Genomic DNA, 21,014 nt, shown 5'->3' on the forward strand with positions numbered 1-21,014 from the left:
GTCTTACCTCATCAGTCCCATCTTCTGAAACAGCCTTACTGCCAGCTGCCCCTTCGGGAACTTTAAAATCTCATCCTTCGTCAATCCCTTGAATGCCACAAGCGCGATGGCATAGACCATCATGCCGACCAGGATTGCAAGAATCGTGGATATCGAATTGCCGGCCAGCATATGAAACAGATGATACGCGAGATAAGCCGCAAACGCCATGATGATGGATGCGGCTGCCGGCACGATGAATGTCTTCCGGTACTCCTGCCTGTAGAAGATAAACCTCTGGATTTTCAGCGCATTCAGGATACATACAATCAGAGCAAAGATCACATTCGCATAGAGAACCGCGTAGATGTTCAGGTTCTGCACGCGAAGCATGATATAGAGTACAACCGTATGGATCACCAGCGCAATGACATTGTGAATCAGCGGTTCCCGGAGTTTTCCAAGTCCCTGGAGAATGGCTGTTGTCAGTGTCGAGAGGGAGTACAGGATGATGACCAGCGCGCCGGCCTGCATGATTCCGGCCGAGAGCGGAACGCCGGTCTTTGGATGAAACAGCATCTCGATGATCGGTCCGCCCAGTGCCGCCATGCCAAGTGCGCAGGGAATCGTGATGATCATCGTGTATCGTGTCGAGGAGTGTACCGTCCGCACGGCACTCTTCTTGTCTCCGGACGCGATGGCAGCCGTCAGAGACGGCACAACTGCCGGGCCAAGAGATGACGCCAGAGAAAGCGGTACGTTCATCAGGACACGGAACTTCCCGGAGTAAATGCCCCAGATCGTCGCATACTGCTTCTCTGTGTAGCCCTGACTCTTGAGAACCGCGTTGAAGATTCCCTGGTCCAGCACATTGGAGATGTTGTAGACAAGCGTCGAGAGTACAATCGGCAGGATTGTGAGGATCAGCGCCCGATAAATGGTTCTGGATGATTCCCGGTGCCCGCTGTGGTCTTCCCGAAGCTGCTTTCTGAACTTTCTGAAGAAAGCAGTGTACATGACCATCATGACAATCATGGCAACTGTCACGCTTGCAACCGTTCCGAAGGTCGCCCCCGCAGCTCCCCAGGAGGGCCCAAGAAGATCATCCCCGCGTTCCTTCGCAAGCTGCCGTCCGTAATCCACCATCACGTAGGCACCATACAGGGAGACAACCGCATTCACAACCTGCTCGATCAGCTGGGATACCGCGGTCGGAACCATGTTGGAAAAGCCCTGAAAAAAGCCCCTGAACGTTCCCGTGATGGCAAAAATCAGAATCGCCGGTGCCAGTACCCTCAGTCCGTACTTGGCATATTCCAGGTTCATCACATTCTTTGTGATGATTCCGGCAAACAGATAAGTGATGAGAGCCAGAATGACGCCTGCCATCACAGCAATCCGCATCGCACAGAGAAATACCTTGTACGCGCTTCTCGTATAGCCCCTGTGCAGCCGCTCACTCATCAGCTTCGATACTGCCAGCGGAAGACTGAACGACGAGACCATCAGAATGATCGAGTAAATCTCGTTCGCTGTGGAATAATAGCTGTTTCCGTCATCCCCGAGGATGTTGGTCAGCGGAATCCTGTAGATCAGGCCGATGATCTTCGCGATGATCGAAGCGGCCGCAAGGATGGTTCCCTGCACCAGGACGGCCTTTGTCATTCCGCCGGACTTGTCATTTGGCTTACTCACACTATAACCTCAACTATCAATATGCCCGGGAAGACAGACTTTGTCCCTCTTCCCGGGTTGCGCGCCATGGTCCCTCCTCCGAATCTGGCCTGTCAAGACAGGCCGTCAACCGGTCAGCCGAGGGAATCGATGATGGAAGTATCAATATTCGGGTCATCCGAAAGCACGACCAGCGGATCATCCTGGTTCCTGACAATCTCGACGAACGTCTTCCCCTGATTCAGTGTGATCTGGTTCCCGTTTTCATCATAGTAGCGGGTTACATTGAAATCGCATTCCCTGACGTCGAAGGCGACATTCGCAGAACTGATGGTCGTCTCGACCGGATCATCCGCACTCCAGTTCTCCTTCTGCCAGGTAATCTTCTCAGCCCGTCCGTTCGTGATATACCAGCCGCTTCCGCCCTGTCCGTTTCCAGTCGGGTCTGTCCACAGATACTTTTCATCGAACATCGTCGACGGGCATTCCTGAATGATGATGTTCTTGTAGGCGAGCTGGTTGCCGGTCGTCCCGTCCACCTGGGCGCTTCCAAATTCAGAACGATAATACAGCTTGTCAGACTCGTTGTAGTCAAACCTTGCGTGATTGTAGATAAAGCCAGGGATTACGACCTTCGCGATCTGCCCGTTGTCCAGGTTGACCTCCTGTCCGTCCTGTGCAAACTGATAATGCCCGCTGTAGCCGCTTGCATAGTCCGTGGACCAGCCGCTGCTCTGCACAACACTCTGGATTCTCGAATAATCTGTCGCGACATTGTGCGGCGCCGAGCGGTCGTCTATCCGGTAGAATGCCGCGGAACCATCATTGAGCGTATAGTTCTGACCGTCCTCCCCATAAGGCAGTCCTGCGATGTCTGCCGTTGTCGGAAGCTGCAGAACCGGGACGGCGTAGATGACCTGTCCGTAGTGTGCATAATACGCATTAAACTCGCGTGCAAAGTAGACATAGTACGGGCGGCAGGAACGAACCGTCCCGATCCGGTCCACATCCTGATAGTTCTCGAATATGCCCATCAGCCTGGTGATGGAGCCCTCAACCATCGCCTCATAGACGACATCGGCATTCTCAATTCCAAACTGCGGAAGTGCATCCGGCGTATTCTCAAGCATGATTGCAAGCGGTCTCTTTCTTCCGTAGGAAGCAGGAACCTGCTTGCCTGTCAGATAACTCTGAACCATCCCGGAGGAAGAGTCGTCAGCTGCCGTCGTACTGTCGGCTGCCGCTGTACTGTCAGCTGCCGCATCCTCTGCATAGACAGACCCGCCAAGCATGGAAAGCGCCATCACACCAGCGGTGAGAAAGCTGAATAATTCTCTTTTTTTCATAAAACTCCTTTCGTTTCCGGAAAACCGGAACTCTGGTTTGAAACCGGCAGGAAACAGCAATGAATGAATATCTCTCAAAACCTGCCGCTGCCAAACGGCAGTATACAACATCAGGCGGGATTTTGGAAGTCTCTCGGAATCTGTACCATGTCCATGATCTTCCGCTGCATTTCTTCCATCACTTCCCGCTCCTCCGCTTCCATATGGTCATAGCCGGTCAGGTGAAGCATGCTGTGCGCCACCAGGAAAGCAAATTCCCTCTTCTCCGAATGTCCGTACTCCCTCGCCTGCGAGGCTACCCGGTCCGCACAGATGACGATGTCCCCAAGCAGCAGTTCCCCCGAATCCGGATCAAAGGCATCACTCTGAATCTCCGGTTCTTCAAACCGGTCAAATGAGCCGGGCGCATCATATTCCTGAAGCGGAAAGGAGAGCACGTCTGTCTCCCTGTCGATTCCTCTGTATGTCCGGTTCATCTCGCGGATCTCTTCTCCATTCGTGATGAGCAGCGACACCTCCGCTTCATAGGGGCATCCGACCGCGTCGAGAGCTGCCCTGCAGACAGCGGAAGCAATCTTTTCAGGATCAAATTCAAACTGCCGGTCCGATTCATTTTCAAAGTTTAGCGTCATGTTCAGCCTCTGGCTCTCCCCGGCATACGGCGGCTGTGTTCCCGCATATCCCGTCTGCCGGAATGCGGCCTGCCCTCCTCCTGCGCCGGATGCTTTTTTTCATAAGTCTCATATGCCTGGACGATTTTCTGTACGAGCGGATGCCGTACCACATCCTTCGAGGTCAGGCGGCAGAACGCGATTTCATCAATCTTCGAAAGGACTTCCACCGCAACCTCGAGACCGGACCGGGACTCAAACGGCAGATCCTTCTGCGTCAGATCGCCTGTCACAATCACCTTCGATCCGAAGCCGACACGTGTCAGAAACATCTTCATCTGCGCCGGCGTCGTGTTCTGCGCTTCATCAAGAATGATAAAGGCATTGTCCAGCGTCCGGCCTCTCATGTACGCGAGCGGAGCGACCTCAATGAGCCCCTTCTCCGCATTTTTCTGGTAGCTGTCCGGCCCCATAATCTGGTAGAGGGCATCGTACAGCGGCCTCAGATAAGGGTCGATCTTACTCTGCAGATCTCCCGGAAGGAAGCCTAGTTTTTCACCGGCCTCGATCGCAGGCCGGGTCATGATGATTCTCGAGACCTCTTCATTCTTGAACGCCGTGATCGCTGCCGCCATCGCCAGATAGGTCTTGCCCGTCCCCGCCGGTCCGATGCCGAAGGTGATCATATGGCTTCTGATCGCTTCCACATAATTCTTCTGTCCGAAGGTCTTCGGGCTGACAGGCTTTCCTGCCGCGGTGTGACAAATGATTTCTCTGTCAATCTCTGCAATGCTTCCGTCTGTCTTCTCCATCGCCAGGGACAGCGCATAATTGACATTCTGCTCTGTGATCACGCTGCCCTGCCCGGCGAGTGCCGCAAGATCCTCCAGCACCCTTCTTGCCCCGTCTGCGGCGGATTCAGAACCGATCACTCTCAGCTCTGAATCCCGTGCGATTACGGTCACATTCAGTGTCCGCTCAATTTTTTTCAGCCAGGCATCAAACTGTCCGAATACCTGCCCTTCCAGTTCCTCAGGAACCTTTGCAACTCTTTCTACCAATGCCATTATTTACATCGATTCGACCGCAGCCTGCTCGATCGGATATCCTTTCTTGTACATCTCGATGAAGCTGTTGAAGCCCTCAACATCCTCCGGCGCCGGGCTGATGGTTGTTCCGCTCTGACCGGCGAACACACGGCCATCCAGATACTGCGGAAGAGTCTCCCCATCCTTCTTCTGAATCATATACTGAGCAAGGACAGCCATGCCCCAGGCGCCGCCCTCACCCGCCGTGTCCATGACGGTGACAGGTGCATCCACGGCTGCGGCAAGGATCCGCTGAGCAACACCCTTCGTCTTGAACAATCCGCCGTGTCCCATCAGTCTTGTCAGCTCAACATGCTCCTCTTTCAGCAGGATGTCAAGTCCGATTTTGAGAGAGGCCAGGGAAGAATACAGATTCGCCCGCATAAAGTTTGCCAGGTTGAATGCAGAATCCGGGCGGCGGACCAGCAGCGGTCTGCCCTCGCCATTGAATCCGGTGACCGGCTCACCTGAATAATAATTGTAAGCAAGAACCCTGCCGCAATCCGGATCTCCATCAAGCGCATGATTGTACAGCACTGAGAAAATCTTGTTCATATCCGGTTCGATGCCCATCTGCTCCAGAAATTCCCTGAAAATGGAGACCCAGGCGTTCAAATCTGATGTGCAGTTGTTGCAGTGCGCCATCGCCACCGGCGCGCCGTCCGGCGTTGTCACCATATCAATCTCCGTATGAAGATTCTTCATATTCTCCTTCATGACAACCATGGCAAAGACGGACGTTCCTGCCGACACATTCCCCGTCGTCACCTCACAGCTGTTCGTGGCAACCATACCGGTTCCGGCATCCCCCTCCGGCGGGCAGACCGGCACACCGGCCTGAAGATGGCCGGACACATCCAGCAGCCTTGCTCCCTTCTCTGTCAGGGTTCCTGCCTGCTGCCCGGCAACCAGTACCTTCGGCATGATGTCCCGCAGCTTCCACGGATAATGATACTCCTTCACCAGTTCGTCAAACTGCCCGATCATCCTCTCATCGAAATCGCGGGTCTTCGGGTCAATCGGGAACATGCCGGCTGCATCGCCGACGCCGATCACTTTGTTGCCTGTCAGTGCCCATGTGATATATCCCGCGAGCGTTGTATAGTAGGTAACCTTTCTCACATGATCCATCCCGTCCAGAATGCACTGGTACAGGTGGGAGGTGCTCCACCTCATCGGCATGTTGAAGTTGAACAGCTTTGTAAGCGCCGCGGCCGCCTTTCCTGTATTGGTATTTCTCCATGTACGGAAGGGAATCAGCAGTTCATCATCGCTTCCGAACGCCATATAACCATGCATCATCGCCGAGAAGCCGACGGCCGCGAGTTTTTCAATGACAACCCCATACCGCTTCTGAACATCCGCTGAAAGACTCGCGTAGCAGTCCTGAAGCCCGCCCCAGATATCCTCAAGGGTGTAAGTCCACAGCCCGTCCACAAGACGGTTCTCCCAGTCGTGCGTGCCCAGTCCGATCACGCGGTTTTCCGGATCCACAAGCACTGCCTTGATTCTTGTCGATCCAAACTCAATCCCCAGTACGGCCTTGCCGGCCTTAATGACTTCTGCTTCACTGCACATAATCTGCTCCTTCCCTGTTCCCAGGTATTTCATGTTTTTTGTCAAAAACTTGTCTTTCATTGTATAATATGGCTCAGTTTTCGTCAATTCTCACGATACCCTGCCCATTTTCCAGAAATCCCGGTCTTTTTTCCCAGTCCCTGCAGCGTGCTTCAGGTTTCACGCATCCCTTACTTGTGGTACGGCTGCCTGCAGATGATCCGGTAGGCCCGGTAAATCTGCTCCAGCAGGATGACCCGCATCAGCTGATGGGGAAATGTGAAATCCGAAAAGGACAGCTGCAGATCCGCTCTTCGGAGGACAGCATCCGAGAGTCCCAGTGAGCCTCCGATGACAAAAATCAGCTGCATGCACCCTTCATTCTGCGCAATTTCAATACAGGAGGCAAATCCGATGGAATCCATCCGCTTCCCCTTTATTGCAAGCGCAATCACCCGGCAGCCCGGCCCCTGGACATTTTTATCCATCCAGGCCAGCATCCGCTCCCCTTCCTTCTCCCGGATTTTCTGCTCCTGCTTTTCGGATGCATGCTCTGGCGTTGCCTCGTCCGCAACCGCTATGACCTGGAGGCTGCAGTACCGGGTGAGCCGTTTCTGGTATTCCGCAGCAGCCGCCTCCCAGTAAGCTTCTTTGAACTTTCCCGCACAAAGGATTGTAATCTTCATCCCTGCCTGCCCTTCTCGTTCTGTCCGTCCTTATGCCTTCACAGGAAAAGAGGGCGTGCCGAAACAGCCGCCCTCTGAAAGTCTGTTTGTTTCCATCCCTTTCCATACGCCCCGGCTGTCGCTGCCGGAAGCACCTTCGTATCTCAGGACTCTCCGTATTTTGAACGGATATATGCGTCGATGCTCTTTGCGGCTGTCTTTCCGGCGCCCATCGCCAGAATAACCGTCGCAGCCCCTGTCACGGCGTCTCCGCCTGCAAACACGCCTGGAAGGCTCGTCGCCCCTTCTTCATCTGCAACAATACAAGCCTTCCGGTTGACCTCGAGGCCGTTCGTCGTAGAGGATATGAGCGGGTTGGGTCTTGTCCCAAGTGCCATGATCACCGTGTCACAGGCAATCTCATACTCCGATCCTTCCACCGGAACCGGGCGTCTTCTTCCAGAAGCATCCGGCTCGCCCAGTTCCATGCGTATGACGCGCATTCCTCGGACATTGTCGTTCTCATCCGCCAGGATCTCAACCGGATTGGTGAGAAGGTCGAACTGAATCCCCTCCTCCTTTGCGTGATGGACTTCCTCTTTTCTGGCAGGCAGCTCCGCCTCAGAACGCCTGTACACCACATGTACCTCCGCTCCAAGCCTCAGCGCCGTCCTGGCTGCGTCCATCGCTACGTTTCCTCCGCCGACGACAACGACCTTCTTTCCACAGGCAATCGGGGTATCATAGTCATCCCGGTAAGCCTTCATCAGATTATTCCTGGTCAGGAATTCATTGGCGGAGAACACGCCCTTTGCCTGCTCTCCCGGAATATTCATGAACATCGGAAGACCGGCTCCTGATCCGATGTAGACAGCATCAAAGCCCTCCTTTGTCAGAAGATCCTCGATCGTGACCGAGCGGCCGATGATGACATTCGTCTCCAGCTTCACGCCAAGACACTGTACATTCTCGACCTCCTTGGCGACAACCCTGTCCTTTGGAAGACGGAATTCAGGAATTCCGTAGACCAGGACCCCGCCTGCACGGTGAAGCGCTTCGAAGATGGTGACATCGTAGCCCTGCTTTGCGAGATCTCCGGCACAGGTCAGACCCGAGGGACCTGAACCGATGACGGCCACCTTGTGTCCCGTGCGCCCTCTGTAGCACTGCATATGTTTGTCGTGCGCCTTCGCCCAGTCTGCGACGAAGCGCTCCAGCTTGCCGATCGAGACCGCATCTCCCTTGATGCCGCGGATGCACTTTCCCTCGCACTGTGTCTCCTGCGGGCAGACACGGCCGCAGACGGCAGGGAGCGAGGACGAGCGTGAGATGATATTGTAGGCTTCCTCGAATTGTCTCTCCTTCAGTGCTGCGATAAAGCCCGGGATGTCAATGCTGACCGGGCAGCCGGCGACACACTTCGGATTTTTGCAGTGAAGGCATCTTTCGGCTTCTGCAACCGCCTCATCCTCATCGTACCCGAGGCAGACTTCCTCAAAATTAGCTGCACGGACCTTCGGATCCTGCTCTCTGACCGGAACTCTCTTCAATCCTCTGATCTCAGCCATTACTTGTCACCTCCGCACTGTCCGCAGCCGCCACTGTGAGTTTTCCCTTCCTTCCAGGCCAGAAATGCTTCTCCCTCCTGGGTCCTGTATAGCGTCTGTCTCTTCATGGCCAGGTCAAAATCAACCTTGTGGCCGTCAAACTCCGGCCCGTCGACACAGGCAAACTTCACTTCCCCGTCGACCATCAGACGGCAGGCCCCGCACATACCGGTTCCATCCACCATGATCGGGTTCATCGATACGATCGTCGGAATCTGGTACTTCTTCGTGGTCAGGCAGGTGAACTTCATCATGATCATCGGTCCGATGCAGACACAGTAATCGTAGGAATGGCCCTCTGCGATCAGATCCTCCAGGCACTTTGTCACCATCCCGCACCGCCCGTAGGAGCCGTCATCGGTTGTGATAAAGACGTTCGCCACCTCCCTCATCCGGTCTTCCAGAATGACAAGGTCCTTTGTCTTCGCGCCGATGATCGCATCGCTCTGCACGCCGTGCTCATGGAGCCACTTGGCCTGCGGATAGATGGGCGCAGTCCCGACCCCGCCTCCGATAAAGACAAACTTATGCTTTTTCAGCTCCTCATCCGACATTCTTGTCAGCTCGGAAGGCTGGCCGAGCGGCCCGACAAAATCTGTGATTCTGTCGCCTGCGTGAAGCTGTGAAAGCTTCGAAGTACTGACCCCGATCGGCTGATAGACGAGTTCAATGGTCCCCTTTTCTCTGTCATAATCGGTGATGGTCAGCGGAATCCGTTCGCCTTCCTCCCCGACCTTCACAATCACAAACTGCCCCGGCAGACACCGCTGTGCCACGCGCGGTGCTTCGACAAGCATCTCATAATTCGGGCCGGCAAGGTTCCCTGCCTTCAGAATCTTGTACATGACCTTCCCTCCATCCTGCTGTAATCATAAATGAGTGGCAAAAGGTATTGTTGACACTCATGTCATTATGTTCAGTATATAGCCAAAAAACACTTCCATCAAGTACAGATGTGGAATAATTTGTGTATATTAAACGAATATTTAAATCATTTCAGGCTTCTGATGGCAATATTGACAAATATTTCTCAATGTGTTTCCAGATAATTCTCAAACTGTTCCTCTGACATCAGAACCTTCCTGGGTTTCGTCCCCTCATCCGGGCCGACTACCTCAGCATCCGAGAGCTGGTCCATGATTCTTGCCGCACGGTTGAAGCCAATCTTCAGCCACCTCTGCAGCATACCGATGGACGCCTTGTCCTTCGAGATGATAAATCTTCCCGCCTCGGCGAAAAGCTCATCCACATCTCCTCCGCCTCCCGGCTCCGCGCTGACAGCTGCCTTCTGAACTTCCTCCATCCGCTCTTTGATCTGATCGGGATTTCCGTCCACCTTAATGGCGTCGACGACTTCCTGAATCTCCTCATCTGAAACATAAGCGCCCTGAATCCGGACGGGATTCTTATAATTCTGAGGTGAGAAGAGCATGTCTCCGTTTCCAAGCAGGCGCTCTGCACCGCCGCGGTCCAGAATGGTCCTCGAGTCGGTTCCTGACGAGACCGCGAACGCAATCCTTGACGGTATATTGGCCTTGATGAGTCCCGTGATGACATCGACAGAAGGCCGCTGCGTTGCGATGACCAGGTGGATCCCGCAGGCACGTGCCAGCTGTGCCAGACGGCAGATCGCGTCCTCAACTTCATTTCCGGAGACCATCATCAGATCGGCCAGCTCATCGACGATGATGACAATCTGCGGAAGCTTCTTCGGCGCACCGGCGGTGCCGGCCTTCTGGAGCGCCTCTGCCTTTGCGTTATAGCCGGCCAGGTTCCGGACACCGACCTCAGCGAACATCTGATAGCGCTTCGTCATCTCTGACACGGCCCAGTTGAGTGCGCCGGCCGCCTTCTTCGGATCGGTGACGACCGGGATGAACAGATACGGAATGCCATTGTACACAGAAAGCTCAACGACCTTCGGGTCAATCATAATCAGCTTGACGTCAGACGGATCTGACTTGTACAGAATCGACATGATCATTGTGTTGATGAAGACAGACTTTCCGGATCCGGTTGCCCCGGCAATCAGAAGGTGCGGCATCTTCGCAATGTCAGACACGACAATTTTCCCGGCAATGTCCTTTCCGACCACGTACGTCAGCCTGCCCTTGGCCTTCCGGAATTCTTCCGAATCGATCAGCTCCCTCAGGTAAACCATGGAAGGCGTCTTGTTCGGCACTTCGATCCCGACTGCCGCCTTGCCCGGAATCGGGGCCTCGATCCGGATATCCGTAACCGCCAGATTCATCTTGATATCATCCGCCAGGTTCGTAATCTTCGAAACCTTCGTTCCCATCTCAGGCTGAAGCTCATACCTGGTGACCGACGGTCCGCAGGATACGTTGGTCACCTTGGCATGCACTCCGAATGTCGCAAGAATCTGCTGAAGCTTCGACGCTGTCTCTCTCAGATCCGCATCTGTCAGGCTGTCCGCACTGCGCTTCGGTCTCTCGAGAAGCTCCACCGGCGGAAATACATATGGCTGTACTTCCTCCTCCTTTGACTCGATTTCTTTCGCGACATTGTCGGCAGCCTGCTCAGCCTCCAGCGCAGATACTTTCTTTGAGGCCTGCGCCCCCGCCTGCTGGGCTGCCTTCCTTCTGATATTGGACGCTCCGGCCTCCTCAATTTCCTTTTTTGTCACAACCGCTCCGGGTTCTGCCTGGCCTTGTTCCTCATCCGGCAGCCTGCCGGAGCCGGCTGCTTCCTTACCGGATATGGAGGCCTGTGAAGCGCTGCGGCTGTCATGCTTCAGCGTTTCCTTCAGCATCTGGCTGCCTGCCCCATTGACAGGCAGCGCTTCTTCCCCTCCCCTGTGTATCACAAGATCAGGTGAAAGAGCTCCGGCCCCAAGCTCCGGCTCCTGAGCCGCGAATGCCGGATCATCCGTTTCTCCGGCATCAGAAACCCCTTCCAGCTGATGCGCATCCGCCTTTCTGCTTCTTTTGTACAATGCCCCCGACGAAACGGTCTTCGCCTTCAAGTCGTCCTTCTCAAATGAAGTAACCGGAGCATTCCGGCCATCCGGCACCTCCCCGCTGAGCTTGCTGAATACGGCAAAATCCTTTTTGCCTTTTTTTCCAGCATATCTGACATCGCCGAAAAGATCCTGCTGCGTATCCTCCGCAGACGTTCTCTTCCTTTCCGCCCCGCGTCTGTCAAAGAAAGAGATGGACAAACCATCCGGATCTTCACCGCTTCCTCCCGGTACTGCCTTCAGGGCGGACTGCTCTCCAAAACGCTTCTTTTCCTCCTCGCGCAGCCGTATGGCTTCTGCCCGCCTTTCAGCGCGTTCCTCCTGGCGTCTCGCGCGCTCAGCCTCTCTGCGGGCTGCGAGAATTTCCCGCCTCTCATCCAGCGTCTGCCTGCCCCAGTTTCCCGCGGAGACAAACAGCGTTTTCTGTGTGATCAGCGCGAGGAGAAGAATTGTGGCTGCAATCAGCACAATATAGGTCCCGGCCACACCGATCGTCGGACAAAACAGATTCTCGAGTGCGCCGCCGATCAGACCCCCGCCCTGGTGGTACTGCATTCCAACCTCATAGTATTCATTCAGACTGTGGCTTTCCCGCCAGCCGACAAGCATCAGCTCGAGAAGCCCGCAGACCGTTACAAACAGGCCCGCGGCAGAAGCTGTCTGTACGTATGCCCTTCTGCTGCCCCGGTTCGCCATGATATAAAGGGTCAGGAAGAACAGTAGAAACGGAAAGACGTAGGCGTTGGTTCCCATCAATCCGAAAAAGATGCCGCCAAGTGCATTTCCGATCTTTCCGCCGATCCCAAACAGGCTGATAAAGATCAGCACCGATACTGCGAGCAGGATCCAGCAGAAAATCTCGGTATTCATCGCCGGATTGGACTGCGGCATCGTTTTCCCCGTCTGACGAACGGTTGTTTTCTTCGAAGCTGCCGCTTTTCCGGAGCCGGATGATTTTCCGGTCCGGGCAGCTGTACTCCTCTTTCCATTCAAAGAAGAGCGGGAACTCGTTCCCGCCCTTCCTGAAGCTGCACTCTGTTTTCTGCCTGCTGTCTTTCTGCGATCAGCCATTCAGAAGACCCTCCTGTGCCTGCTGAGACAGTTTACATGAACACAAACTGTCCGATGATCGAGAGAACCCCGATCGCAAAGCAATAATACGAAAAATATCTCAGTTTCCTGTTCTGGACAATCCGCAGCATGAATCGAATCGCCAGATAACCGACAACCGCTGCCGCAATCATCCCTGCCGCATAAGTTCCGACCAGCCTGCCGGTAACCGCTTCCGAGGAGATATCAGAAAGTTCCAGCACGGCAGCGCCAATAATCGCTGGTATTGACAGGATGAACGAATAATTCACAGCAAACTTGCGGTCAAGCCCGCAGAACGTTGCAGCCGCAATCGTGCTGCCGGAACGCGAAAGCCCCGGGAGTGTCGCAAACCCTTGGGCGATTCCGATCAGAACACCTTCCCCATAGGATACATCCTTCGGAATCTTCCAGCAGTCTGTCTTTCTGTCAGAAAACAGAAGCAGCACACCTGTGATAAGAAGGCAGATTCCCGGAACGATCAGGGTTCCAGAAGCATCCTTGATCAGTTTGCTGCCAAGATATCCCATGATGCCTGTCGGAATTGTTGAGACAATGATCAGCACCACGAACTTTCTGTAGTTGGTACGGACGATTTTGCGGTAACGCGGCTGCTTTCTTCCAGACGAAAACAGCATGGCCAGATTGGCAAACAGATCGCCCACCATCCTGAAGAACTCTACAATCAATTTGAGAATGTCCTTCCAGTAGACAACCAGAACCACAAGAAGCGTTCCGACATGGAGCATGACGTCAAACAGCACGCTGCTGCCGGTCTCAATGTGGAAAATATTCTGAAAAATCGCAAGGTGCCCGGAACTGGAGACCGGCAGAAACTCAGTGAGTCCCTGCACGATTCCGAGAAAAACAGCCTGAAGAACTGACATGTGATCGATTCCTTTCCCGACTCATTGACAGGTTTCGGATCAGCCTGAAGCCAGGACAGCCTTCTTCTGTGAAGGCGTCCCTTCTCAGGCGATTTTAGAGGACGGGCAGGTCCGGACCGGTTCTGCCAGGAAATACCGGTTCTTCAGATCCAGCACCATCTGTGTGTAGAGCGCTCTGCACTCCTCGTTTTTCCCGCTCTCGATCAGGCGGATGCACGGCTGGATGTAAGTATCCCAGATCCCGTCGTAGATACGGTCCGCATCCTGAAGCCGGTCGATGTGCTTGACAATGGACGGCGCTACATCATAGTACATCTCAATGAGTTTCTCCCCATCCGGAAGGAAAGCCATGTACTGATCCCTGTAGGTTCTCAGGAGGGTCAGTTCATAGCAGTCATCCGGACGGTTCAGCCGCCTGCAGCAGGCTGTCGTGATAAAACAGAATTTTTTATGGAAGCCTTTTTCAATCACGTCATATTCTGCCGGTGTCAGGTTCGACTTCGGGAACGCCCGCTTCCAGGCCTTTGAAACATGATCGACAAGTGGCTTTGAGGACGATCCCTGATATTTCAAAAGTGCCGGAAAAACATACCCGGCCATGGCAAGACTGAGATTGATGTTCAGACGCTCTTTCTCTCTCCTTGGCGCCGCCTCAAGCATCTGCGAAGCAGATGTCACCAGCTCCTGCGCCATGTTCTCCAGCATCGTATCCTTCTCCACAACAGCCGCATACAGGTTCTCGATTGCGTCCATCGCCGGAATCAGGCTCATGTAATAGTCCTTGAACTGTTCGGCGTACAGCTTACGCGAAAATGCATTCAGAAGCGCATCGTGCGTTTTCAGTGCATCCCGCATGCCCGCCATACCGGTTTCATAGTCATTCATGAACATGCCTCCTGCCGCCTGTCCGGCGGCCTTGTTTCCTCAGAAGATCAGCCTCCGGGTTATCCTCACTCTGCGCTGTCGTTCTCTTCCAGGTTGGAATAGACAGCCTGCACATCATCATTCTCATCGAGGGTGTCCAGCAGACGGGTAAGCTGTTTGCTGGCTTCCTCACTGTCGACGCTGACATAGTTCTGCGGGATCATCGTGACATCAGCGGATGCCATCGGGATGCCGGCTTCCTCCAGCTTCTGACGCACTTCTGAGAATGAATTCGGATCGGTCAGAATCTCATAGGAATCTTCCTCCTCGTTGATGTCCTCCGCCCCGGCGTCCAGCGCTGCCATCATCAGGTCATCGGAGCTGAGGCTGCACTCCTCCTTATCAACAATAATCTGACCCTTTTTATCGAACATAAAGGAAACACAGCCCGGTGTCCCGACATTGCCGCCGTTCTTTGAGAATGCCGCCCGAACATCCGCTGCAGTCCTGTTCCGATTGTCGGTCAGGCAGTCCACAACAATCGCGACGCCGTTCGGGCCATAGCCCTCGTAGGTCACTTCCTCGTAGTTGACAGAGTCAGCGTCTCCGGCAGCCTTCTTGATGCCGCGGGCGATTGTCTCGTTCGGCATGTTGGCTGCCTTCGCCTTTGCAACCACATCGCGAAGCTTGGAGTTGTTGTTCGGGTCCGGTCCGCCCTCTTTGACGGCGATGGCAATCTCACGGCCGATGATTGTAAAAATCTTTCCCTTGGCGGCATCGTTGCGTTCCTTTTTGTGCTTAATGTTCGCAAACTTTGAATGTCCTGACATAGAATCCTTCTCCTTTGATTCAACCTTCTTCTTTCTGGTCTGACTGCTGCTTTTCGGCCAAAGCCCACTGAATCGTATTCCCGTGCACCGCCCTCACTGTGAACAGAATGCCATTCTCCTCGTCTGCGACGCGCTTTCCTACGTCATCGGGTCCCGGCACATGATCCAGTCTCGCGGTGAGGTACCCATTCAGGGTCTCATAGTCTTCATTCTCCTGGGCGCCCAGCGTCTTCGCGACATCGGAGAGAGGCGCCATGCCGCTGATCTTCCATCTTCCCTTCCCAATCGGGACAATCAGCCGCTCCACCCTGTCATACTCATCAAAGATATTCCCGACAATCTCCTCCAGAATATCCTCCATCGTCACAAGACCTGCCGTCTCCCCGTACTCATCGACGACGATCGCGATCTGCACCTGGCTTTTCTGCATGTCCGAGAACAGCTCATCAATTCTGCGTGTCTCCGGCACAAACTTCACCTGCCGCAGAAGTCCCGGGATATCCCGGATGCTTTTCTGATTATACTGTTCCTTCATATGGAAGGACATGGCATCCTTGATGTAGAGAGCTCCGGTAATGTTGTCGATGGAATCGTCGTATACCGGGAATCGGGAATTCGGTGATTTGACGATCAGACGGATTGCATCGTCCAGCGGGGTTTTTCCGCTCAGCGCAATGATCTTGCCCCGGATCGTCATGATGTCCTGAGCCTGTTTCTCATCCAGCTCGAAGATGTTCCGGATCATCTCCGCTTCATCCTCGTCAACCGTTCCCTGCTGGTGACCCTCGTTGACCATGGAAATGATCTCGCTCTCGGTCACCTTCTCCCGGATCTGGGCCGGATCGGATGCGGCCAGTTTTGCGAGAAAGGCAGCCACCCATCCAAACACAGTCGTGAACGGCAGTGCGGCGCCTGAAAGCACCCGCCACAGCGGATAAACCGCAAAAATATAGCCGAGTCTGTGCACCTTTCCGATGTATCCCGGCAGCGCCCTCCCGAAAACATAAGTCAGAAAGACGGCGCACAGAATAGAAAGCCAGACCCCTGCCCCCTGGATGCTGTTAAATATCAGTGCTCCGCACACAGCTGTCAGGATCTGCCAGAAGGCGGAAGTTCCGATCATTTGCTCCGGCTTGTCCAGGATCTTTGCAAGCTCGCTGCATATGGTCTTCTGTCTGTCTGAAAAATCCGTCCCGTCCTCGTCCTCTGAATCGTTTCCACTCCGCTCAAGATCCGTATCGGACAATTCCGAGGCAGCCGCGCTGAACGCTGAACAGATAAAATCAGCCGCAGCCAGAAACACAAACATCAGTATTCCGGGGAAAGGCCCCAGGTCATCGCTCATTGAAAACTCCCTCTGATTTCCCGGCTGACGGTCGTATGGGTTCCGCCGCCAGCAGACGCAAGCTTAAATATAACAATAAAACCTATCACCGTCAAGGCAGCGGGATCACGCACCCACGTACACCCTCGGCACACGTTTTGAGATGTCGCAGACAAGCTCATACGGGAACCTGCCGGACAGTCTCCCGAGTTCATCGGCCGTCACCGCATCCTCACCGTCCTGTCCGAGGAGCGTTACCCTGTCGAACTCCTCCGCCTCGATGTCGGTCACATCCACCATGAACTGGTCCATACAGACCCGTCCGACAATGGGCGCACGCTTGCCGCGGATCAGAACGCTGCCCCTGTTCGAAAGGCTTCTCGGATATCCGTCTCCGTACCCGACCGGAATGGTCGCGATCCGGCTTTCCCGCTCCGTCACAAATGTTCCCCCATAGCTGATGGAAGTTCCGGCAGGAACTTTCTTGATGTAGCAGATGTGGCTGATGAGCGACATCGCTGGCTTCATCGGCATCAGGCTTCTGTCAACTTCGTCGGACGGATAGATGCCATAGATGGTGATCCCGGCGCGGACCGCGTCCAGGTGTGTCCCTGGAAGTTCCATGATCGATGCACTGTTGGCAGCATGGCGCAGCGGGATGCTGACACCTCTGTCCTTAAGCATCTGCTCAAACCGGCAGTATTTCCGGAACTGCTCCTGCGTATAATCCTTGTCCCTTTCATCCGCCCGCGCGAAATGAGTGAACAGCCCCTCCACCTTCAGATTCGGAAGCTTCGCAATCTCCGCCGCCTCGTCCGCATCTCCTTCACAAACCTGGAATCCGATCCGGCCCATCCCCGTATCTACCGCCAGATGAACCGGAAGTGTCATGCCTGCCCTTGAAGCCGCCTCCGAGAGCTGCCGTGCCATGGACAGCTTGAAGGTTGCCGGCCGGATCTGAAGCCGAACCAGCAGCGCATAATCCTGAGGGAATACAAAGCCAAGACACAGGATCGGCTTCCTGATCCCGGCGCGGCGAAGCTCCACGGCTTCCTCTGTCGTCGCCACTGCAAAGCCCCAGATAAACGTCTCGGGTTCCATCATCTCTGCGATTCTGACCGCACCGTGTCCGTAGGCATCCGTCTTGACAACCGCAATCATCTTCGTGTCATCCCGAAGCCTGCTTCTCATCGCCATAAAATTATCCCGGATGGCGCCAAGATCAATCTCCGCCTTCACACGAGGGTACCCGCCTCGTTCCGTATCCATATCCATATTAGGTATCATGCCGATCTCCTCCGACAAATACACATCCCGACGATTCTTTCTTTCCCGCCCGAAGCCTTTCGGAAAACCTTTCCGGTTTCTCCGCCGGCGATCAGGATTCCGATCTCTTTCCGGAAAACCCTTCCGGTTTCTCCGCCGCAATCAGGATTCCGATCTCTTTCCGGAAGACTTCTGCCCTCCGGAAGGATGGTTCATCCGGTATCCCAGTTCCATCAGGCTCTCCGATAAATGAACATCCTGGATGGTGACATCCTCCGGAACCTCCAGGTCCATATGGGAAAAATTCCAGATGCCCTTGACTCCGCCCTCGATCAGAATCGGTGTCACCATGGCAGCCCCCTCCGACGGCATGGTCAGCGCCGCGATATCCGGCTTGGTCTGCCTGAGAAAAGCAGGCAGCTCATCCATCCCTCTGACCCTGATACCGCCGGCATTCTCTCCGCGATGGTTCTCCGGTCTGCGGTCAAAGATGCCGATGACCTTGAACCCTCTTTTTTCGAAACGGGCATAGCTTGCGACAGCCATTCCAATCCGTCCCGCGCCGACAATAATCATCGTGTAGCCCCTGTCAAGGCCCAGAATTTTTCCGATGCTTTCATAAAGATATTTGACGTTATAGCCGTACCCCTGCTGGCCAAACCCCCCGAAATGATTCAGATCCTGCCTGATCTGGGATGCTGTAGCGTGCATATGACGGCTCAGATCTGCCGAGGAGACGCGCTCCACGCCCTCATCCATCAGGATGCCAAGGTACCTGTAGTATTTCGGGAGCCGGCTGATGACGGCCTTCGGGATTTCCTTTTCTTCCATCGCCGTACAATCCTCCACATGAATAAAAAACCTGCAGATGATATCGTTTCTCGCAGGCATACTGCTGATTATTATAGGTTTTTCCCGCACATTCGTCAAACACGCCGCTTCTTGATTTTTCAAAGCGCTTCCCATATCATGATGAACGTGTCATCACGATTATTATCCAGAGGAAAAAGTGAATCATGATTCTATCCTGTCACAATATTTCAAAAGCTTTCGGGACTGACGTTGTCCTGAAGAACGTATCCTTTCATATTGAAGAGCATGAGAAGGCTGCCATCGTCGGGATCAATGGAGCCGGCAAGTCTACCCTTCTGAAAATCATCATCGGAGAGCTTGCGCCCGACAGCGGGGAAGTCACGGTTTCCCGAGGCCGTACGCTGGGATATCTTGCCCAGATCAACACACTCTCCGGTCACCGGACGATCTGGGACGAGACAGCGCAGGTCAAGCAGAACGTCATTGATATGGAAGAAAGCCTCCGGAGCATGGAGCAGCAGATGAGCACGGTTTCCGGGGAAAGTCTGAATCTTCTGATGGATCAGTACCATAAAACACAGGAGGAATATGAGCGGCTGGGCGGCTACGCCTGGAAAAGCGAGGTCTCCGGGGTTCTGAAGGGCCTTGGTTTCACAGAAGAAGAATTCGGAAAACCCGCCGACAGTCTTTCCGGCGGACAGAAAACCCGTGTGGCACTCGGCAAGCTGCTCCTTCAGGCACCTGACATTCTCCTGCTCGATGAGCCGATCAACCATCTGGATCTCAACTCGATCGAGTGGCTGGAAAACTATCTGCTGAATTATCAGGGCTCCGTGATCATTGTGGCCCATGACCGCTATTTTCTGAACAAAGTTGTGACAAAGGTCGTGGAAATCGATAACGGAACCTGCATGACATTTACCGGAAACTACTCTGCATACGCAGAGAAAAAAAGACAGCTGCGGGAGACACAGCTGAAAAGCTGGATGAACCAGCAGGCTGAAATCCGCCATCAGGAAGCTGTCATCGAGAAGCTGAAAAGTTTCAACAGAGAAAAGTCCATCAAGCGCGCGGAGAGCCGTGAAAAGACGCTGGATAAAATCGAGCGGATCGACAAGCCTGCCGAGGCCGACGCCCGCATGCACCTCCAGCTGACGCCCCGTATTCTCTCCGGCAATGATGTCCTGACAGTTGAACACTTGAAAAAAGGCTTTGAGTACCCGCTCTTCACAGATCTGAACCTTGAAATCAGGCGCGGCGAACGAGTCTGTATGATCGGAAACAACGGAACAGGAAAGTCCACCTTTCTGAAACTGATCATCGGCAGCCTGAAGCCGGACGAGGGAACCATCCGGCTCGGTACCCGTGTTCACATCGGCTATTACGATCAGGAACACCAGACACTGCATCCGGACAAGACACTGTTTTCAGAGCTTCAGGATGCTTACCCCACACTGGACAACACGACCATCCGAAACACCCTCGCCTCTTTTCTCTTCACCGGAGATGATGTATTCAAGCGTGTGTCAGACCTGTCCGGCGGCGAACGGGGACGGCTGTCCCTCGCGAAGCTGATGCTCTCGGAGTCCAACTTTCTGATTCTCGATGAGCCGACAAACCATCTGGACATTCTCTCGAAGGAGATTCTCGAGGACGCCCTGAAATCTTACAGTGGTACGGTTCTCTGTGTCTCACATGACCGTTATTTTATCAACCAGGTTGCGACCCGCATCATCGAGCTGACAAACCGCGTCATCGTGAGCTATTTCGGCAACTACGATTACTATCTTGAAAAGAAGGATGAACTGACAGCGAAATTTGCTCCCGCAAATGAGCAGACCATCCACTCCGCTTCCGGCGGACAGATCGCTTCCGGGAATGCCTCTCACCTTTCCATGCAGCACGTATCCGGCAGCGACGCAGGCGCAGAGAACTGGAAGCGCCAGAAGGAGCTTCAGGCCGAAGCCCGGAAAAAAGAAAGCCGGCTGAAAAAGCTGGAGGCGGAGATCTCCGGTCTGGAAGCGCGCAGCAACGAGATCGACGAGGAGATGTCCCGGGAAGAAGTCTTCACGGATGTCGGAAAAGTGACAAGCCTCTCCAGGGAAAAAGCAGCACTCACCACACAGCTGGAAGCGCTCTACGATGAATGGTCTAAGCTGGCCGAGTAAGCACAGCCTTCAAGCAGACAGAAACCAGAATCAGATTGACATGTAAATGACGTGTCCGGAAGGGCAGCGGGTGTCTCCGCTGCCCTTCATTTATGTAACATTTTCTCTGAGACCCCTCGGAATCATCTCCATCGGCATTCCATTCTCTCTCACTTTTCAACATATCCCCACAGATATCCACTTATCCACATTTTCGGCCTTTTTATGGTATCCACACTCATTTGTGCATATTATGCATGTTTATGCATTGTATGCATATTCAATTA

Annotated in this window: 16 protein-coding genes; 1 reads left to right on the forward strand and 15 read right to left on the reverse strand. The window is 54.1% G+C overall.

Going from position 1 to position 21,014, the window contains the following annotated elements; all coding sequences use genetic code 11:
* Positions 1-3 precede the first annotated feature (3 nt).
* The 15 genes from ACTQ1N_RS00700 to ACTQ1N_RS00770 all read right to left on the reverse strand — a co-directional run bounded on the left by ACTQ1N_RS00700 (position 4) and on the right by ACTQ1N_RS00770 (position 18,598).
* On the reverse strand, positions 4-1,674 hold the full coding sequence (locus ACTQ1N_RS00700) for a putative polysaccharide biosynthesis protein (protein WP_441953646.1): 1,671 nt from the start codon (positions 1,672-1,674) through the stop codon (positions 4-6).
* A 113-nt stretch (positions 1,675-1,787) separates the two neighbouring features.
* Positions 1,788-2,999: a DUF3048 domain-containing protein gene (locus ACTQ1N_RS00705; protein ID WP_441953648.1), complete on the reverse strand. Its 1,212-nt coding sequence runs from the start codon at positions 2,997-2,999 to the stop codon at positions 1,788-1,790.
* A 110-nt stretch (positions 3,000-3,109) separates the two neighbouring features.
* The gene (ybeY, locus tag ACTQ1N_RS00710; protein WP_441953650.1) at positions 3,110-3,631 is read right to left on the reverse strand and encodes an rRNA maturation RNase YbeY; all 522 of its coding nucleotides are present in this window, start codon (positions 3,629-3,631) and stop codon (positions 3,110-3,112) included.
* A 2-nt stretch (positions 3,632-3,633) separates the two neighbouring features.
* Complete coding sequence (locus ACTQ1N_RS00715) at positions 3,634-4,677, reverse strand: PhoH family protein (RefSeq protein ID WP_441953652.1); 1,044 nt, start codon at positions 4,675-4,677, stop codon at positions 3,634-3,636.
* 3 nt (positions 4,678-4,680) lie between these two features.
* Positions 4,681-6,276, reverse strand: a complete 1,596-nt coding sequence (locus ACTQ1N_RS00720; protein ID WP_441953654.1) for a xylulokinase — start codon at positions 6,274-6,276, stop codon at positions 4,681-4,683.
* A gap of 170 nt (positions 6,277-6,446) precedes the next feature.
* Entirely contained in the window at positions 6,447-6,941 is a 495-nt protein-coding gene (gene rlmH, locus ACTQ1N_RS00725; RefSeq protein ID WP_441953656.1) for a 23S rRNA (pseudouridine(1915)-N(3))-methyltransferase RlmH, read from the reverse strand.
* A gap of 143 nt (positions 6,942-7,084) precedes the next feature.
* Positions 7,085-8,488 (reverse strand): NADPH-dependent glutamate synthase, encoded by a 1,404-nt coding sequence (gltA, locus tag ACTQ1N_RS00730; protein ID WP_441953658.1) that lies wholly within the window; start codon positions 8,486-8,488, stop codon positions 7,085-7,087.
* On the reverse strand, positions 8,488-9,372 hold the full coding sequence (locus ACTQ1N_RS00735) for a sulfide/dihydroorotate dehydrogenase-like FAD/NAD-binding protein (RefSeq protein WP_441953660.1): 885 nt from the start codon (positions 9,370-9,372) through the stop codon (positions 8,488-8,490). The genes gltA and ACTQ1N_RS00735 overlap by 1 nt, the downstream gene beginning before the upstream one ends.
* Before the next feature lie 185 nt (positions 9,373-9,557).
* Entirely contained in the window at positions 9,558-12,578 is a 3,021-nt protein-coding gene (locus ACTQ1N_RS00740; RefSeq protein ID WP_441953662.1) for a DNA translocase FtsK 4TM domain-containing protein, read from the reverse strand.
* A gap of 32 nt (positions 12,579-12,610) precedes the next feature.
* A complete protein-coding gene (locus ACTQ1N_RS00745; RefSeq protein WP_441953664.1) occupies positions 12,611-13,483 on the reverse strand; it encodes an undecaprenyl-diphosphate phosphatase in 873 nt (290 codons plus the stop codon).
* A gap of 84 nt (positions 13,484-13,567) precedes the next feature.
* Positions 13,568-14,368: a CFI-box-CTERM domain-containing protein gene (locus ACTQ1N_RS00750; RefSeq protein WP_441953666.1), complete on the reverse strand. Its 801-nt coding sequence runs from the start codon at positions 14,366-14,368 to the stop codon at positions 13,568-13,570.
* Between the two features lie 65 nt (positions 14,369-14,433).
* Entirely contained in the window at positions 14,434-15,177 is a 744-nt protein-coding gene (locus ACTQ1N_RS00755) for a YebC/PmpR family DNA-binding transcriptional regulator (protein ID WP_441953668.1), read from the reverse strand.
* 19 nt (positions 15,178-15,196) lie between these two features.
* Positions 15,197-16,522, reverse strand: a complete 1,326-nt coding sequence (locus ACTQ1N_RS00760; RefSeq protein ID WP_441953670.1) for a hemolysin family protein — start codon at positions 16,520-16,522, stop codon at positions 15,197-15,199.
* Positions 16,523-16,627: 105 nt separating this feature from the next.
* Complete coding sequence (alr, locus tag ACTQ1N_RS00765; RefSeq protein WP_441953672.1) at positions 16,628-17,788, reverse strand: alanine racemase; 1,161 nt, start codon at positions 17,786-17,788, stop codon at positions 16,628-16,630.
* Between the two features lie 141 nt (positions 17,789-17,929).
* Positions 17,930-18,598 carry a redox-sensing transcriptional repressor Rex gene (locus tag ACTQ1N_RS00770; protein WP_441953674.1) on the reverse strand — a complete coding sequence of 223 codons (669 nt, stop codon included), beginning with the start codon at positions 18,596-18,598 and terminating at the stop codon, positions 17,930-17,932.
* A gap of 185 nt (positions 18,599-18,783) precedes the next feature.
* Between ACTQ1N_RS00770 and abc-f the strand changes: the two genes are divergently transcribed.
* Positions 18,784-20,748 (forward strand): ribosomal protection-like ABC-F family protein, encoded by a 1,965-nt coding sequence (gene abc-f, locus ACTQ1N_RS00775; protein WP_441953676.1) that lies wholly within the window; start codon positions 18,784-18,786, stop codon positions 20,746-20,748.
* Positions 20,749-21,014: the final 266 nt, after the last annotated feature.

Origin of the sequence: Porcincola sp. LCP21S3_C12 (assembly GCF_052118625.1) — a bacterium.
In the GTDB taxonomy this organism is placed as follows: domain Bacteria; phylum Bacillota; class Clostridia; order Lachnospirales; family Lachnospiraceae; genus Porcincola.